The sequence below is a fragment of the Mammaliicoccus sciuri genome (assembly GCF_002901825.1).
GTDB classification, from domain to species: Bacteria; Bacillota; Bacilli; order Staphylococcales; family Staphylococcaceae; genus Mammaliicoccus; species Mammaliicoccus sciuri.
The window spans coordinates 55,306-72,988 of record NZ_PPQD01000026.1 but is presented as its reverse complement, the minus strand read 5'-3'; the positions used below and the strand labels follow the sequence as shown (position 1 = coordinate 72,988).

Below are 17,683 nucleotides of genomic sequence, written 5' to 3'. Positions count from 1 at the left end.
GCTTACGAGATGTAACAGGTACAGTTAATTCAATTCCATTAATTGCATCTTCAATTATGAGTAAGAAAATTGCAGCAGGTGCTGATGCGATTGTCTTAGATGTTAAGACTGGTGCAGGTGCATTTATGAAGACGATTGAAGATTCTGAGTTACTTGCACATGCAATGGTTAAAATCGGGAATAATGTAGGTAGAAATACAATGGCGATTATTTCTGATATGAGCCAACCTTTAGGAAGAGCAATTGGTAACGGCTTAGAAGTGAAAGAAGCTATCGATACATTAAAAGGTGAAGGTCCAGAAGATTTAACGGAACTTGTATTAACTTTAGGTTCTCAAATGGTTGTATTAGCTAAGAAAGCTGAAACTTTAGATGAAGCGAGAGAAAAACTTTTAGAAGTGATTCATAACGGTAAAGCTTTAGAAAAATTCAAAGTATTCCTTGAAAATCAAGGTGGAGACGGTTCTGTAGTAGATGACGTAACGAAATTACCACAAGCTCAATATACTTTCGAAGTTAAAGCTGAAACTTCAGGTTACGTATCACATATCGTTGCAGATGAAATTGGTGTTGCTTCAATGCTTTTAGGTGCAGGAAGAGCAACAAAGGATGATATAATTGACTTAGCAGTTGGTTTAGTATTAAATAAAAAAGTTGGCGATAAAGTTGAAGCGGGTGAATCGTTAGTAACGATTTACGCAAATCAAGAAGATGTTAAAGATGTAGAAGCTAAAATTTTAGAAAACATCACAATTTCTGACGAACAAGTTAAACCAACATTAATTCATAAAGTGATTACAGATTAGGAGTGTGTCAAATGACAAACCGATTTAAACGTATTCATTTAATCGTAATGGATTCAGTAGGTATTGGTGAAGCACCAGATGCTAAAGCATTTGGTGACGAAGGTTCTCATACATTAAAACATACACTTGAAGGTTTTAATGAAACATTACCAAACTTAGAAAAGTTAGGCTTAGGCAATATAGCAGACTTACCAGTAGTTCAAAAAGTATCAAATCCAGAAGCATTCTATACTAAATTAAGTGAAGCTTCAGTTGGTAAAGATACAATGACTGGACATTGGGAAATCATGGGTCTAAATATTGATAAACCTTTTAAAGTCTATCCAGAAGGCTTTCCAGAAGAATTGGTGAAAGAAATTGAATCAATTACTGGTAGAAAAGTTGTTGCAAATAAACCAGCATCAGGTACTGCAATTATCGATGAATATGGCAAGCATCAAATGGAAACTGGAGATTTAATTGTATACACTTCTGCAGATCCAGTGCTACAAATTGCAGCACATGAAGATATCATTCCTTTAGAAGAATTATATGATATTTGTGAGAAAGTAAGAGAGCTTACGAAAGATCCTAAATATCTAATAGGAAGAATTATTGCACGTCCATACGTTGGCGAACCAGGTAACTTCACTAGAACATCAAACAGACATGATTATGCATTGAAACCATTTGGTAAAACAGTTATGAATACTTTAAAAGATGCTGATTACGATGTCATTGCAATCGGTAAAATTAATGATATTTATGATAGTGAAGGTGTTACAAAAGCTATAAGAACAAAAGACAACATGGATGGTATGGATCAATTAATCGATGTTGTGAAAAGTGATTTCACTGGAATCAGTTTCTTAAACTTAGTTGACTTCGATGCATTATATGGTCATAGAAGAGATAAAGAAGGTTATGCAAATGCAATTAAAGACTTTGATAACCGATTAGAAAACTTACAAGCAGTATTAAATGAAGATGACTTAGTCATTATTACAGCTGACCACGGTAACGATCCAACTGCTCCAGGAACAGATCATACACGTGAATATGTACCATTATTAATGTATAGTCCAAGTATTAAAGAATATCATGAACTATCAGGTGATGATACATTCAGTTCAATTGGTGCAACAATAGCAGATAACTTTAATGTGACGTTACCTGAATTCGGTAAAAGCTATTTAAATGAGATGGGGATTAAGTAATGAATATAGTTAGACGATTATTTGGTATAGGATTTTCATTTGCAGGTGTCATGCATTTTGTGAGATCAAAAGGTTTTGAAGCAATCGTTCCAAACTATTTACCATTTAAAAAAGCAATTGTTTGGATAACAGGTGTGATGGAAATCGTATTTGGTATCATGTTAATTATCAAAAAACCAAGTAGCTTAATGAAAAAATTAATCGAATGGTTCTTACTAGCTGTATTTCCAGCGAATGTTTATATGGCGCAAAAGAACATCCCATTAAACGGTAAACAATTACCAAAATGGGCATTGTGGGGTAGATTACCACTACAATATGTGATGATTAAACTAGTACGAAAAATGTAATTTTTATATAGAAAGAGTTTGGGATATCGTATCCCAAACTCTTTTTTTATGTGAGGGTAAGTGTGATGTATGGATTAGTTGAATATAATGTTGGGGAGTTGGGTGTCGTTATTAGCAGTTTTGGCTGAAGGTGCAAATACTGGTGTCATTAGAAGTAAGTTTGGTGAGAAGTGCAAATAGTGATGCCGTTATTAGCAGTTTTGGTAAGAAGTGCAAATACTGGTGTCGTTATTAGCAGTTTTGGTAAGAAGTGCAAATACTGCTGTCGTTATTAGCAGTTTTGGCTAGAAGTGCAAATAAGGAGCTCCTTGTTTACAGTTCAGCCGAGATTTGTAACTAAGGCGTTCCATAGTAACACTTCAGCCGAGTTTTGTAACTAACGCTCCCGTTATGAACAAGTTTGGCGAGAAGTGTTCACAACAACTCCGTTATGAACAAGTTTGCTCAGAAGTGTCCGCAACGCACCGACATTTCAACATAAAAAAGCCCAGGACATGAATCCTGGGCTTTCCTCATTAATCTTCTTTAAAGATATTTTTCCAATTATCGCGTTCTGCTAAAAATTCTGTTGCTAATTGTTGTGCGCCTTCTAATGAATGACTTGCTGCCCAACCGCATTGTACTTCGTTACATGCTGGGACTTCTGTTGCTTGTTCTACATCTTTAAGTGTTGCTTCTAATATAGCAAGTACGTCATCATAATCGTCATGATTGATGAATGAAGCATAAAATCCTGTTTGACATCCCATTGGACTTACGTCTACCACTTTATCTGTATGGTTTCTAATGTTCTCAGCCATTAAATGTTCTAGGGAATGTAATGCAGGCATTTCCATATGTTCTTTGTTAGGTTGTTTAAATCGAATATCATATTTATGAATAACATCACCATTTTGTCCTTCTTTGATTCCCGCAAGTCTCACAAATGGTGCGTCTACTATCGTATGATCTAAATTAAAACTTTCAACATTCATTTTTGTCATGAAGATTCCTCCTTTGATTTCGGCATCATTATATCAAGTTAATTTTGAAAAAACAATCAATTCAGATTTCTTTTACTTTCTTTCTATGTTACTTTATAAGATAATATTAATAAATTATTCTGAAATTAGGTGATGAGATGGAGCGATTACGTGTAGTCCCATACGACAGTATATGGCAACACCTTTTTCTTGAAGAGAAAAAATATTTACAGTCGTTATTGAAAGAACATAGTATCAGCATTGAACATATAGGATCAACGGCTATTCCTGGATTATCTGCGAAGCCGATTATAGATATATTAATAGTTGTAAAAGATAGTAAATCGATTGATGAATTTACACATGAATTATCAGGTTTAGGATATGAATCTAAAGGAGAACGTGGTGTTATCGGTAATCGATATTTCAAAAAATATGATCAATACGGTGCAGTTTCTCACCATTTACATATTTATGATGAAGGTAGCCCACATATTTTAAGATTATTATCCTTTAGGGATTATTTAAGAACATTCAATGGTGAAAGAGAAAGATATAGTCGACTAAAGCACGACTTAGTGATTGAATTTCCTGATGACAGTGAACAGTACTATAAAGGCAAAGACAGCATGATTAAAGAATTTGAGAAAAAAGCAGAAAAATGGTACTTAAATTCCAATGATATTGCAACAAATCATTGACATATCCGAGTTAGACAGTTAGAATTAAATTCAAATTTCATACGAATTATCAAGAGAGACTGAGGGAAGGGCCCGATGAAGTCCAGCAACCTCCCATAATGGAAAGGTGCCAATTCCTGCAGTTTGTTACTGGAAGATAAAAGAACGATTGGCGCACTCCTTACAAAGTAGTGCGCTTTTATATTGGAAAGGTGAATCATTAATGAGTAACTTATCGCAAAATATTATTAATTATATAGAACAAAATAGACATTTATATTTATCAATGAGTCATCAAATTCATGAACGTCCTGAGTTAGGTAATGAAGAAGTATTTGCATCACGTTTATTAAGCGACCAATTAAAGAATCATCATTTTAAGATAGAGAAGAATATTGCGAAACATCCGACAGGTTTCATTGCAACGTATGACTCAGGAAAAGAAGGTCCAACTATTGCATATTTAGCAGAATATGATGCATTACCTGGTCTTGGTCATGCGTGTGGTCATAATATTATTGGAACCTCAAGTGTGTTAGCAGGTATCAGTTTGTCTAAAGTGATTGATCAAATCGGTGGCAAAGTTGTCGTGTTAGGTTGTCCTGCTGAAGAAGGAGGTATTAATGGTAGTGCTAAAGCAACTTATGTGAAAGCTGGGATTATCGATAATATTGATATTGCACTAATGGTTCATCCTGGCCATGAGACATACGTGACAGTGCCTTCATTAGCTGTAGATGTATTTGATGTTAAATTCTATGGACGAAGCGCTCATGCCTCTGAAAATGCTTTTGAAGCGGTTAATGCGTTAGATGCTATGTTATCTTTCTTTAATGGCGTGAGCATGTTAAGACAACAAATTAAAAAGACAGATAAAGTACACGGCGTTATATTAAATGGAGGTGAAGCAGCGAATATTATTCCTGATTTTACACATGCACGTTTCTACACACGTGCCACTTCACGTAAAGAATTAGATATCCTTACTGATAAAGTGAGGAAAATAGCTGAAGGTGCAGCTATACAAACAGGTGGTACATACGAATTAAGACCAATCCAAAATGGTGTAAATGAATTCGTGATTAATAAGCCTTTAGACGAATTATTTAGAAAGCACGCTGAACAAGTTGGTGAAGAAGTCATTGATGACGATTTTGGTTTTGGTTCTACAGATACGGGGAATGTAAGTCATATCGTACCGACTATACACCCACACATTAAAATTGGACCATCTAATTTAGTGGGCCATACGAAAGAATTTTGCCAAGCTGCTGCAAGTACAAAGGGCGATAAGGCATTAATTAATGGTGCTAAAATATTGGCCTCAATGGGATTAGAACTTATAGAGAATGTATCCCTTAGAAATGAAATCATTGAGCATCATCAAACATTAAGGGAGAACTTGTTATGAAAAAAGAATATAGGAAACCACTCAATTTAACGTTAAGAGATTTATATGAAGAAGATATTGTATATAATGCGAGACCTTCTTATGAAGATAATCCTTGGTTAAAAGCTGAAGAAGCACAATCTAATTTTTTAACAGCAAGAGAAATGATTATTAGTAACATGCCCATGATCGTTCATGAAGCATGTTTAACAGATAATGTTAAAAGAATTTTAAAGTTAGTAAATGTGGATATTCCGAGCAATATATATACTTTTAAAGATAGAACGCAATATGAACATTTACTACAACAGTTAACTGCTGAAAATAAAAAAATATTCTTCCAATATATACATGGTCAACATTTATGTAAAGATGAAGAATATGCAGTTTATAAACCTAAATTTATAGATTTAAATAATAAATCGAAAATTGAACAATGGACAGGTGGTAAATATTTACCGAAACGAGAAATTGTGAAAGCAGAAGAATTTGAGGCAGCTATTCAAAACTGGGATTTACCATTGGTCATTAAACCGGGAGACGAATTACCTACAGCAGGTGGGTATGGTGTAATGATTTGTTATAATGAAGCGGATTTAAAGAAAGCAACAAATCGAATTAAAGAAGCATCAGATACAAAATACATTATCATCGAACAATTTATCGAAGAAATTGAGAATTATTGTGTTCAATACGTCTATAGTGAAAAGACGGGTATACAATATATAGGTGCTGTAAAACAGCTTACAGATGAATATGGCTTCTACAATGGTAATGTTAATTCGAATCATGTACCACAAAGCGTGATTGAGGCTGGATACGAAATAATGAAAAACGGTGTTGAATATGGTTATAAAGGAGTGTCGGGCTTTGATCTTCTAGTAGATAAAAACCATGACGTATATGCGATTGATTTAAACTTCAGACAAAATGGTTCAACAAGCATGTTATTACTTAAAGATCGCTTGCATGAAGGTTTTCATAAATTTCTAAGTTATCATTCCACAGGCAATAACACACATTTCATCAATACAATTGAACAATTCATCAAAAATGGACATCTCTATCCTCTTGCATACTATGATGGTGACTATTTCGGTAAAAACAACGTAAAATCAAGATTTGTTGGAATTTGGCATGCAGAAACTGAAGAAAAGGCATTAGAACAAGAGCAACTATTTCTAGATGCATTAAGTAGTCAAATTGAATAAAAAATTTTTTACAATTTAACTTAATTTATATTGACTTATACCTTATACGTATAATATATTTTATTGGGATTAAATATAAAGAAAAGGGTGGTAGAATGGCTATCCAGGATATGTCTAAATTTAAACAAATATTAACAAAAGAAAGATTTTATGTTGTGCTGAATGACCGTAAAATATTAAGAGACAATGATACAGATTACCGTCTTATTTGGTCAACGAAAGAAAGTGCAGAGTCATATTTGAAATCGTATGAAATTACTAAATACGATAAAATTATGGAGTTAGATTTAGATAGATTTGTTACATATGAAATGGATGATATCCTTGATGAAGGCGATCAATTCATTGTAGACAAATCCGAAGATAATGAAGGGTTAACTGTAGAAGCAATTCCATTCATAGAAGAAATCATGAGTGAATTAGATGATATCCGAATAGAAGAATTTGCAGAAGACATTTGCAACGAAAGCTATGTATACGGGTTAACAGTTAAAGGACAAAAACAATTTATTATCGTATCAGAAGAAGATGCAAGTCTACCAAACATGATGACAGTCTGGAGTACGCGTAAATTAGCAGAAAAAGTACATCGTGATGACTTTGAAGAATACGATATTATTGAAGTAGAAACAGAAGTCTTTGAAGAATGGTTAGAAGACTTGAAACAAGAAGACATCGCATTAGGAGTCAACTTAAAATCAGGCATGATCGGTACAGTAACAGATCCAAAAGCCATTTTAAACGCAATGCCTTGTTAAATAATTAAATAAATAATTGTAATTAAAAAAGACGCTCGCTATAAAGCAAGCGTCTTTTTTTGTCTTTCGAATTAATTGCAATTAATTAATAATATAATATTATTCGATTGTTGTAAAAGCGCTTTCAAGGAGTTATAATACTTTTAACATTATGATGGAAAAAATTAAAAAACTATGCGCTTTGTACCTTTTAAAGTAGGTGATAACAATTTTAAATTATATGAAACTACGAACAATGAGGATGCAATTATTAATAGTTTTTAGCATATTAATGATAATTGCATTGTTACATTTATACGATGCTTATCAAACTTATGGAATTAATAAGTTGTTAGAAAATACACCGTATACACAATCTTTATTATTTGATAGCTTTAGTGGCGTACCATTAATTTATTTACTAATAATGCCTTTAGCTGTATCTGTAGGTGTTAGCGACATATATATACAAGATCGTAAACAAAATTTGTTACATTATGCCTATATGTATCAATTAAGGAAGAATGTTGACTTAAAAGTGATTTTATATTCTAGTGTTGTTGCTGCGTTACTTGTAATTACACCTTTGATAATGAATTTTATTGGTGAATTTTTAATACTGCCGAATATATTACCAGAAAGATTTACTAATAAACCATTAGGGTTTTTTACAACTTATACATTAAATGCTTCTCTTTATTATGCTATGCCGATATTATATATTTTATTATATATTCTATTAGTTGGTATGTGGGCTGCCACTATGAATGTATTATCGATAACTCTTTCTTTATATACGAATAAGAGGATATATGCAATTATAGGGTCATTTATCTTTCAAATTATACTAATTATCTTGACTAATTTTACTGATCAACCATATATAGCGCCACCTATATACTTTTTGCTAGGAAAAACAGGATTTATGTATATAGATGTTTTGCCGATTTTGTTGACTTTTATTTTATATGTCAGTTTATCAATTTATTTCTATATAAGAGGTATGCGCAAATATGAACTTGATTAAATATAGAGTTGCTTCAATGATTAATATAAAATTTCTAATTTGGAATATATTGTTCTTTGTGTTAATAGCTTTGTATCAGAAGGGGAATGTTGATTATTTCCCTTCTGATGAATTTCAATTTACAAATTTATTGTTGAGTAATTTTACGCTTACTTACGTTGTATTACCTATTTTAATTATCAGCACTATTGTGTTTTATCGAGACGAATATATCCATAATACATTTATTGAATATAGGAAGAAATTAAAAATTGATGTAATACTATATGTAAGCTTTATATCCTTAATAATAAGCTTACTAATGATATTCGGAAGCATGATTGCAATGAATTTTCAAGTTAGATTTAATATGATACTTTTTGTAACAGCTTGTTTGTTGATGGTAGGTAATTTTACGATTTCTTTAGTGTCAATAACACTATATTTTAAGTTTTTAAATCGAGGTATTTCCTTAATAATAGCAAATATTTTAATGTATTTAGATTTCATCATAATGCAAGGTGGAAACAGGAATTGGTTGATTATTGATTCAAAGAGATTATTTAATCTTTCTTGGTCGTGGATAATGTATCAATTGGTTCTCATAATATTTCTTTATTTAGTTGTAGAGTGGATTATTAGTAAGAAGGAAATAATGCGATGAATATTTTAAAATTTATAGGTGGCATCATTCAAAGTTTATGGAAAATATTCATTATTATAAATGGTATATTTATTTTAGTTTTATTGTTGTTTAAGCCATATATAAGAGTTGGTTTATGGGAATTTATTTTTCGAGGTAACAATGACATTGAATTGAGTATGCATTTATATAGAATACCTGGGTTATATATAATGATTATGGTACTTGCTATTATCTTCATTTATCGATTTATACACGTTATTTATCAATATTATATTGTAGAGTGGCAAATGCTATTAAATATTGCTGGAAAATGGATGGTTCTTCTTATAGTCCCGTTTATTTTAAGTCTCATTTATATTATAAGTATATGGTTGATCATTTCTCTTATCGAAGGCGAATTTACTATTAATGCTATACATTTATCATATTTAATAGTGAGTGTTTATTTCTTAATGATTGTATTTATTTGGACTTACATTGCTTATAAATTTTATATAAGCTTTATGATATCGTTATTGTGGGTAATTGCCACAACAAGGTTTGATTTGGATATTAATATATTAAATGCATCTTTGTTTTCAAGAATACAAGGTGTATCTTACACAAATTTATTGTGTTGTGCACTATCTATTGTTGTGGTGAATATGTTGTTGTTTATTGAATTAGGACGTGATCATCACATTAAATTCCAAAGAGGTGATGATGAAGAATGATTAAGTTAGTAAATGTTTCAAAAGAACATCAGCGTAATCTATTGCTGAATAATATTAATTTAGAAATCGAACGTGGGAAAGTTTATGGATTTAAAGGACGTAATGGATCTGGTAAGACGATGCTTTTAAGAGCAATTTTAGGATTAATTAAAGTTGAAGGGCAAGTTATTATTAATAATAAACCACTTAAATTTGGAGAGAAATATCCACTTAAAGTTGGCGTGTTTATTGAAAAACCAAGTATCATAACTGAATTTACAGCTTTAAAAAATCTTAAGTTAATTGCTGCATTAAAAGGTATAACAGATATCAATGTAATGACTAAATATTTAGTAGAACTTGGATTAGATTATAAGGATAAAAGAAAAGTTAGAAAATATTCACTAGGCATGAAACAAAAAGTAGGTATCGCTCAAACGCTAATGGGAGAACCAGAGTTAATTGTTTTAGATGAACCTACCAATGCTTTGGATAGAAAGAGTATTGAGAAACTTGTTCAAATCCTTGAAAGATTAAAACAGCAAGGATGTACAATACTGATTGCTTCTCATCAATTTGAAGACATAGAAAGTATTGTAGATGAGGTTGTTCATATAGAAGCGGGTGCATTAGAATGAAAAATAAAGTAATTCTATTATTTTCTTTAATTGTAATTTTAGTTCTCGTTATATTAGGATTCAATCAGTATCATAAAGTAAACGCAGAATTTCAAGATTATGAATTTAAGGAAGAGAAAATTAAACTCAATCAAACGCATAATATAACTTTTGGAACGATGCAATTTAGTAATTTGAGTTATAAAGTTAAAGATAAAGAAATATTTCTAAGTGCTGATATCAAAATAGTTAAAAAGAATGACTATCCAGATAAATATTATAATAATATTGATGCAAGTTTATTTTTACGTGTTAATGATGAAATCTTGCAACAGTCTATTGACTTTAAAACGAAAAAAGGTAAAAGACTTATGCCGGATCGACCTTACTTTGATAAGCATAATGTATATGAGGGGCAAGTTACATTTAGTTATACACCAATAGATCCTGATGGAGAAAATGATTTAGAACTTGCTTACCTCGACCGTAATGGCCATAAGTTGAAGAAATTATATTTACCGATTCGTGTTGACGGTGGGAAGATTGTTTGATACATTATTAGTAACTACTAAGGTAGTTACTACATCCCAACGTAGTAAAATCATTTATCCCAAATAATAACCCTTAAGAGAAAAAGGTTTTTCTCTTAAGGGTTATTTCGTCTTCTATATCTTCTTCAAATTTACTAATATATTTATTGACTAAGACGTCATGCCAAATGTAGTCTTTCATCATTTTTATTTGTGTGTGGTCATAACTGATATAAGCACGCATATTTGATTCTGCTGTTTGTCCGTAAATCATGTGTTCATCGTCTACGATTACGACAAATGGTTTAAGTGCTAATGAACTTTTGACGTAGTTTGTATAACGATGATTAATGAGATCATAGCAGGGTTGGTCGACTTGGAATGTGATTCCTTGTATATGGATATCTTCTGAGACATGGTTTGTTAAGATGTCATATAAGTCTGGCCATATTGAAACGGTTATTTGTCTTTTAGCTTGTTTAATTGCAGATGTTACGGTATCGATGATTGTTGATTCATTCGTTAAGACTTCTATTTGAATTGGTGCATTGTCTGTTACGATATTTAATTTATTGATTTCTTGTTCGAGTTGAAGGAGTTCTTCATTTTGCTTTTTTTCAAATAGTTGAATGGTTTGTTTTGGTGATAGGGCATAGTAGTATTTCTTTTGGTCTTGTAAATTGAAATAAGCGAGTCCTTGTTCATCAAGTTTATTGAGTGCTTCATAAATTTTTGATCGTGGTACGCTTGATATTTCACTTAGTTTATAAGCTGTTATGCCTGGATTTTGAACAAGGGCGATATAAGCTTTAGAGCCATATTCACTTAATCCAAAGCGTTTTAAAATGTCTATCATTTGATTCATATTGTCACCTTCTAGTTTGATGTTACGTTAACCCCGAATAACGGAAGTATATCATATGCTTGAAATTCAGAAACTGTTGCACCTTTTAAGTCATTAGGTTGTACAACAAGTTGTTCGATTGTATTGGACGATAAATCAATGTCTTTTAATGATGTTTCAACAACTTCAAGAGATTCTAGTGCGCATCCTTCAATTGCGACAGATTTTTGAGTACAGAATGAAAGGTATGTTTCTGACATTTGATTATCGTTAAATAACACGTGATCTAAGTTACAATTTTGAAATTGACTCATTTTCAACTGACAATTAGAAAATTGTACATGCTTCAGTTTAACGTCCGTAAAGTTAGCACCGATCATTCGACAGTCTTTGAAGTGTACTCTATTAAGAGAGGATTCGCTGAATATACAGTTTGAAAGGTCGCATCCTTTAAATATAATATCTAATCCGTGAATTTTAGTGAAATCAACAGATTCAAATGTACATTGATTGAAATACATTGTATCGATTTGACTCGTTTCTTCATCTAATTGAATCAATGCTTTATCAAAGTATAAGTCATACGAAGATTGATAGAGTGTTACATTATTTTCTTCTTCATATTCAAATTCATTGCGTAGTTTAGGTTCTATAATTTTCATATTAATGCTCCTTAATGTTTAACAATATATTGAACCGAGCGCCCCTGAAAATTCACCATTTTCAATGAAGTATGGTTTTAGACCTCTTAAAATCGTGTAATCAACGACGATATTTTTGAGTAGTTCATTTTTAACAAATGAAGATCCAATAAACACAACGTTTTCTGTATTGTACTGTCTTGCGGCATGAATGGATACGGTTGTGACTGTTTCTCCTACAATACCCATTACAGCTGCTAATCGATCAGCATTTGGAAATTCACCGTTCATATGTTGTAATACATGTCCAAAGTTAGCAGCAGTTAATTCTCCAGAAATAGGGGTGTTATCACCTTTATAAATATGTTTAACTTTTAAATCTATTTTATCTCGATCCCCATTTAAAGCTGTTTGAACAAGTTCATCATAATCACTAATTTGAGTCAGTAAATAACTTAAACCTTGTATCATACCACCACCAGCTCCTGTACCGCCTGCACGTTCTTGATGATCAGTAGTAGCGTAATGAATAGAAGTACCTGTACCGACATTCGAGAATATATATGTTTCAAGATCTATATTGTTCTCTTTTAAAAATATTTGAATTCCTTTATAAGTCGCATCAAATTCAATACTACGTTTTGCTTGATGTTTAATGCATGAGTCTAAGTATTGTGCTTTACCACCTGTAATCGATACTTGAACATCATCTAATTGATTTAACCAATCTGCAACTTGATCAATGTCAGTTGCTAACCATTTTTGATACGTTCTTTCATTATTTAATTCAGTTACGACTTTAATTAAAGTACCACCTGCATCAATACCAATTTTCACACGAACACCTCATCTAGAAAAGTAAATAATTATCGTTATTATACTATAAAAAATTGTATATGATAAATTAATGGTTTTTAGAAATATATTGCAAAAAATGTATAATTACACGATAAGATGATACCAAGTATAAATGAGGGAGCTTATATTTTGATTAGCATATACGAAATAAAGCCGAAATTTCAGCAACTATTAATGCCTATCGTTGACTGGATGAGAAAAATCGGAATGACACCAAATCAAGTTACAATATTAGCATTAGTGTTATCTATCGTAACGGGAATTATTTTAAGTATATTTCATGAAAACAAATGGATTTATATTTTAATGCCTATCGTGATGTTTGTAAGAATGGCTTTAAATGCAATTGATGGTGTAATGGCAAAAAAATATCAAATGAAATCTCATTTAGGGTTCTTGTTGAATGAATTAGGGGATGTTATAAGTGATTTATTTCTATTTATACCATTCGTGTTTATTGCTGAAGATTATGGAATAGGTATTATGTTGTTTATCAGTTTATCAATCATTAGTGAAATGGCTGGTGTAACTGTTCGAGTGATAGGTAGTTCAAGAAGATATGACGGTCCGATGGGTAAAAGTGACCGAGCATTTATTGTAGGTTTCATCAGTTTCTTGATTTTTGTTCATTTAAATATCATACCTTATTTACATTTTGTGTTTTATGTTTGTTCAATACTCATGTTAATCAATATTTATAATCGAATAACAAATGGGTTGAAGGAGGTTAAATCATGAACTTAGGGAAGATATCTTCAGAAATGCTGATTGTTATGATTGGGGTATTTATCGTACTCGTATTATCCAGTTTGATTAGTATTTATTTAACGAAACGATATCCTGAAAAAGACTTCACTGAAATTAGATTAAGAATTAAATCATGGTGGAGTATGTGTATTATCTTTACAATCGCCTTAGTCATTCACTCTACTATGTCATTGATTTTTCTTGGCTTACTTTGTTTTTTAGCTTTGAAAGAGTACTTTTCTCTAATACCTACGAATCGTAGTCATAGAGCTGTATTATTCTGGGCGTACTTATCTATACCGATTCAATTTACATTTATCTATTTTGGGTTTTATGGCATGTTTATTATTTTTATACCGGTATATATGTTCTTATTTATATCGATACAAGCTATATTGATAGGTGAAACAAAAGGGTTTTTACAATCAATGGGATCTGTACAATGGGGCATGATGTTGATGGTGTTTAGTTTAAGTCATTTAGCATATTTAATTGTCTTACCTGGCGAAAAAAGTTCAGTACCCGGTGCGAGCCTTGTTTTATTTTTAGTTATATTAACGCAAGCAAATGATGTTTTTCAATTTCTGTTTGGTAAAGCATTTGGTAAACACAAAATTGTACCTAAAGTGAGTCCGAACAAGACTTGGGAAGGTTTTGTTGGAGGGATTATTTCAACGACAATTCTATCGTTATGTTTAGCACCATTATTAACGCCATTCACATTATTAGGCATGATTGTAGCAGGTTTATATATTAGTATTATGGGATTTGTGGGAGATGTGAATATTTCAGCTTTAAAAAGAGATTTAAATATTAAAGATACTTCTCAAACAATACCAGGTCATGGCGGTATTTTGGATAGAGTAGATTCTTTAACGTACACAGCACCACTCTTCTTCCACTTTGTAAGGTTCTTTTACTTTTAAGGGGTGAACCGATATGTTAAGACTCATTATATATACATGTATCATTAAGCCAATTATTTTAATTGTTTTAGGATTAAATATACGTAGACGAGAATGGTTACCTAAAAAAGGTCCTATTGTGATTATTGCCAATCATAATTCACATTTAGATACACTTGTACTACTTTCATTGTTTCAAGGAGAAGGGTTTAAGAAAGCACGACCTGTAGCAGCAGGTGATTATTTTCTAAAAAACAAACTATTAAAATGGTTTTCCATGAATATTATGAGAATCATACCAATAGAGCGAAAAATGACGAGAGATATTAAAGGATTATTTGAACCAATTGTTGATGCTTTAGATGAAGGTAGTATTATTATCTTATATCCGGAGGGAAGTAGAGGAGAACCTGAAAAGTTATCAAAGTATAAATCGGGCATTTATTATTTAATGAGAGAACGACCAAACATTCCTATACAACCTTTGTTTCTACATGGTTTAGGAAAATCATTACCAAAAGGCTCAAAACTATTTGTACCATTCTTTGTTGATATTTTTGTAGGGCGTCCATTTTTATTTAATGAGAATAGAAAAGCATTTATGGATGAGCTTAATGAACGAATGAATGAACTCAGAAATGAAGGTGATTTTAAAGAATGGTAATCATATTTATATTGGCTTTTCTTGAAGCAATTGTTTTCTTTATTATCCCTGATGTTGCTTTAACTTATTATGCAATCATGCAAAAAAGTAAATTTAAATTATTATGTGCAAATCTGATTGCAATTATAGGTGCAGTTCTAGGTGGTATCATCGTTTACATTATTTCAATTCAACATTTGCACTTTGTTGAAATAATCATGATTAAGATTCCTGGTATTCATCCTTATATGATAGAACATGTGATACATTCATTAGAATATAAAGGTGTGCTCGGATTAATAGAAGCACCTTTATTTGGTGTTCCATATAAACTTTATGCAATGATGAGCTATCACGAAGGTATATCATTTATTGTATTTATACTCGTAAGTTTCATTGCAAGACTCTTGAGATTTATATTAACGAGCTATCTAGCATATGTACTCAGTCATATTATGTTTAAAAACGTTAATCGATATATAAAAATATTACTATGGTTGATCGTATGGATAATCGTCTATTGGGTATATTTTTCGATCCATTCGTTTTAAATTATGAAGTTACGACAATCAAAAAGGCACCATTCATTAATTTAAACAATGAATGGTGCCTATTTTAATTATTTTTCTTCTTCTTCACGTTCTTCTAATGACTTAGAGAAATCTGTGTCATCATCTATATAAGTCATTTTGAAATGTTTAGATGGTTCTCTACGTAATGCTTTCATGATTGAGAACATCATTAAGAATAGTATAAAAGCGAATGGTAGACCGGCAACGACAGAAGCGGTTTGTAAACTTTCTAAACCACCTGCTAATGTCATGGCAACTGAAATTGCACCAATTAATATTCCCCAAACTAATTTATACTTGAATGGCGGTACGATTGAACCTTTATCAGACATACTTGATAAGATAAAAGTAGTTGAATCCGCACTTGTAACAAGGAACAAGAAGATTAATATTATTGCTAGAATACTTGTTGCTTCGTAAAATGGGAAGTTAGATAATAGAGAGAATAGTGCAACTGTATAATCTCCTTTGACATCTTCCGCAATAGAAGCACCTTTATTAATAACTAAATACATGGCCGTTCCACCGAAAGTGGCAATCCAACTAAATGAAATAAGTGGTGGAATAATTAACACACCAATTACAAATTCTCTAATCGTTCTGCCTCTTGATACTCTGGCTACAAATCCTCCGATAAATGGAGACCAAGCAATGACCCATGCCCAATAGAACACAGTCCATTGTTGAATCCAAGAATTGTCGCCTTCATAAGGATTTAATCTTAAACTATATTGTACAAAGTTTGTAATATAGTCACCTATAGCAACTGTAAATGTTTCAAATATAAATTGTGTCGGTCCTAAAATAAGTATAAATATAAGTAAAGCAAAACAAATAAATATGTTAGCATTACTTAGCCATTTAACACCTTTATTAAGACCTGATGCTGCTGATCCAAGAAATAGTACGGTCATAATGACGGTGATGATAATTTTAGTCCAATTATTATTAGGAATATCAAAAACATGATGAAGTCCGCCGCCAATTTGCATTATACCGAGACCAATTGAAGTCGCAATACCCATGACTGTTGCGACTATCGCTAGGATATCGATAATATTTCTGAATGGTTTTTTATAAGTTTCACCAAATACAGGTTCCATTGCTGTAGATATTAAACCGTCTCTTCTTTTTCTAAATTGGAAGTAAGCTACTATAAGCCCTGCCATTGCAAAGATAGACCATTGTGAAATGCCCCAATGGAAAAATGTATAACCCATTGCAAGTCGAGCTGATTCTAATGTAGAGCCATCTACTTCATTTGGAAGTGGTGATTTTAAGTAATGTGTCATTGGTTCAGCTACACCCCAGAATACAATCCCGACACCGAGACCAGCAGAGAATAACATGCCGACCCATGATATAAATGAGAATTCTGGTTCTTCGTCGTCTCTACCGAGTTTAAATCGACCAAACCTTGTTATGGCTAACCCAATTAAAAAAATATCTAAAACGAATACGATGATTAAGAATAACCATCCTGTACTGTTAGATATAAATGTATATAATATATTAGCGTATTTACCAAAACCATTTGGAAAAATTCCAGCAATTAAAGTCACTAATAATATAATAGACATTGATACCCAAAATACTAATGTTGTCTTATTATTATGCCTGTCTGTATTTTCTTTTGACTGTTTCATTAAT

The 17,683-nt window shown here is 31.8% G+C and carries 19 protein-coding genes, 1 pseudogene and 1 riboswitch; of the genes and pseudogenes, 15 read left to right on the top strand and 5 right to left on the bottom strand.

The features are described 5' to 3' along the window. From CD035_RS14140 to CD035_RS07605, 3 genes and pseudogenes are all read left to right on the top strand, one after another. Nucleotides 1–806 (top strand): annotated as a pseudogene (locus tag CD035_RS14140) (thymidine phosphorylase); the annotation flags it as partial. Nucleotides 807–817: 11 nt separating this feature from the next. Next, nucleotides 818–2,002 (top strand): phosphopentomutase, encoded by a 1,185-nt coding sequence (deoB, locus tag CD035_RS07610; protein WP_048540979.1) that lies wholly within the window; start codon nt 818–820, stop codon nt 2,000–2,002. After that, the gene (locus tag CD035_RS07605) at nt 2,002–2,352 is read left to right on the top strand and encodes a DoxX family protein (protein ID WP_048540978.1); all 351 of its coding nucleotides are present in this window, start codon (nt 2,002–2,004) and stop codon (nt 2,350–2,352) included. Before deoB ends, CD035_RS07605 begins: the two co-directional genes overlap by 1 nt. Nucleotides 2,353–2,867: 515 nt before the next feature. Here CD035_RS07605 and CD035_RS07600 read toward each other — a convergent pair. Then, nucleotides 2,868–3,335: an S-ribosylhomocysteine lyase gene (locus tag CD035_RS07600; protein ID WP_048540976.1), complete on the bottom strand. Its 468-nt coding sequence runs from the start codon at nt 3,333–3,335 to the stop codon at nt 2,868–2,870. Between the two features lie 137 nt (nt 3,336–3,472). Here CD035_RS07600 and CD035_RS07595 point away from each other — a divergent pair, with 137 nt between their 5' ends. The 8 genes from CD035_RS07595 (at nt 3,473) to CD035_RS07555 (ending at nt 10,844) form a co-directional block, all read left to right on the top strand. Continuing rightward, a complete protein-coding gene (locus CD035_RS07595) occupies nt 3,473–4,015 on the top strand; it encodes a GrpB family protein (RefSeq protein WP_048540974.1) in 543 nt (180 codons plus the stop codon). Between the two features lie 43 nt (nt 4,016–4,058). Beyond that, nucleotides 4,059–4,158: riboswitch (SAM riboswitch) on the top strand. Nucleotides 4,159–4,217: 59 nt separating this feature from the next. Beyond that, entirely contained in the window at nt 4,218–5,405 is a 1,188-nt protein-coding gene (locus CD035_RS07590; protein ID WP_048540972.1) for a M20 family metallopeptidase, read from the top strand. Next, nucleotides 5,402–6,595, top strand: a complete 1,194-nt coding sequence (ldmS, locus tag CD035_RS07585) for an L-aspartate--L-methionine ligase LdmS (protein ID WP_048540970.1) — start codon at nt 5,402–5,404, stop codon at nt 6,593–6,595. Before CD035_RS07590 ends, ldmS begins: the two co-directional genes overlap by 4 nt. A gap of 95 nt (nt 6,596–6,690) precedes the next feature. Further along, nucleotides 6,691–7,353 carry a DUF2750 domain-containing protein gene (locus tag CD035_RS07580; protein ID WP_048540968.1) on the top strand — a complete coding sequence of 221 codons (663 nt, stop codon included), beginning with the start codon at nt 6,691–6,693 and terminating at the stop codon, nt 7,351–7,353. Between the two features lie 241 nt (nt 7,354–7,594). Continuing rightward, nucleotides 7,595–8,359: a hypothetical protein gene (locus CD035_RS07575; protein WP_229412533.1), complete on the top strand. Its 765-nt coding sequence runs from the start codon at nt 7,595–7,597 to the stop codon at nt 8,357–8,359. Between the two features lie 639 nt (nt 8,360–8,998). Beyond that, complete coding sequence (locus tag CD035_RS07565; RefSeq protein WP_048540962.1) at nt 8,999–9,697, top strand: hypothetical protein; 699 nt, start codon at nt 8,999–9,001, stop codon at nt 9,695–9,697. Then, nucleotides 9,694–10,314, top strand: a complete 621-nt coding sequence (locus tag CD035_RS07560) for an ATP-binding cassette domain-containing protein (protein ID WP_048540961.1) — start codon at nt 9,694–9,696, stop codon at nt 10,312–10,314. The genes CD035_RS07565 and CD035_RS07560 overlap by 4 nt, the downstream gene beginning before the upstream one ends. Beyond that, nucleotides 10,311–10,844 (top strand): hypothetical protein, encoded by a 534-nt coding sequence (locus tag CD035_RS07555; protein ID WP_048540959.1) that lies wholly within the window; start codon nt 10,311–10,313, stop codon nt 10,842–10,844. The genes CD035_RS07560 and CD035_RS07555 overlap by 4 nt, the downstream gene beginning before the upstream one ends. Nucleotides 10,845–10,917: 73 nt before the next feature. Here CD035_RS07555 and CD035_RS07550 read toward each other — a convergent pair whose 3' ends face one another. From CD035_RS07550 to coaW, 3 genes are read right to left on the bottom strand one after another with little or no spacing between them, the layout of a single operon-like run. Next, a complete protein-coding gene (locus tag CD035_RS07550) occupies nt 10,918–11,688 on the bottom strand; it encodes a TrmB family transcriptional regulator (protein WP_048540957.1) in 771 nt (256 codons plus the stop codon). An 11-nt stretch (nt 11,689–11,699) separates the two neighbouring features. Beyond that, nucleotides 11,700–12,329, bottom strand: coding sequence for a pentapeptide repeat-containing protein (locus tag CD035_RS07545; RefSeq protein ID WP_048540956.1), 630 nt, complete (start codon nt 12,327–12,329; stop codon nt 11,700–11,702). 18 nt (nt 12,330–12,347) lie between these two features. Next, on the bottom strand, nt 12,348–13,145 hold the full coding sequence (gene coaW / locus CD035_RS07540; protein ID WP_048540954.1) for a type II pantothenate kinase: 798 nt from the start codon (nt 13,143–13,145) through the stop codon (nt 12,348–12,350). A gap of 150 nt (nt 13,146–13,295) precedes the next feature. Here coaW and CD035_RS07535 point away from each other — a divergent pair, with 150 nt between their 5' ends. From CD035_RS07535 to CD035_RS07520, 4 genes are read left to right on the top strand one after another with little or no spacing between them, the layout of a single operon-like run. Next, nucleotides 13,296–13,904 carry a CDP-alcohol phosphatidyltransferase family protein gene (locus CD035_RS07535; RefSeq protein ID WP_197708388.1) on the top strand — a complete coding sequence of 203 codons (609 nt, stop codon included), beginning with the start codon at nt 13,296–13,298 and terminating at the stop codon, nt 13,902–13,904. Beyond that, nucleotides 13,901–14,839, top strand: coding sequence for a phosphatidate cytidylyltransferase (locus CD035_RS07530; RefSeq protein ID WP_048540952.1), 939 nt, complete (start codon nt 13,901–13,903; stop codon nt 14,837–14,839). The genes CD035_RS07535 and CD035_RS07530 overlap by 4 nt, the downstream gene beginning before the upstream one ends. A 13-nt stretch (nt 14,840–14,852) precedes the next feature. After that, on the top strand, nt 14,853–15,482 hold the full coding sequence (locus CD035_RS07525; RefSeq protein ID WP_048540950.1) for a lysophospholipid acyltransferase family protein: 630 nt from the start codon (nt 14,853–14,855) through the stop codon (nt 15,480–15,482). Beyond that, the gene (locus CD035_RS07520; RefSeq protein ID WP_048540948.1) at nt 15,476–16,012 is read left to right on the top strand and encodes a YqaA family protein; all 537 of its coding nucleotides are present in this window, start codon (nt 15,476–15,478) and stop codon (nt 16,010–16,012) included. The genes CD035_RS07525 and CD035_RS07520 overlap by 7 nt, the downstream gene beginning before the upstream one ends. Before the next feature lie 68 nt (nt 16,013–16,080). Here CD035_RS07520 and CD035_RS07515 read toward each other — a convergent pair whose 3' ends face one another. Then, nucleotides 16,081–17,679 carry a BCCT family transporter gene (locus CD035_RS07515; protein WP_048540946.1) on the bottom strand — a complete coding sequence of 533 codons (1,599 nt, stop codon included), beginning with the start codon at nt 17,677–17,679 and terminating at the stop codon, nt 16,081–16,083. Between the last annotated feature and the right edge of the window lie 4 nt (nt 17,680–17,683).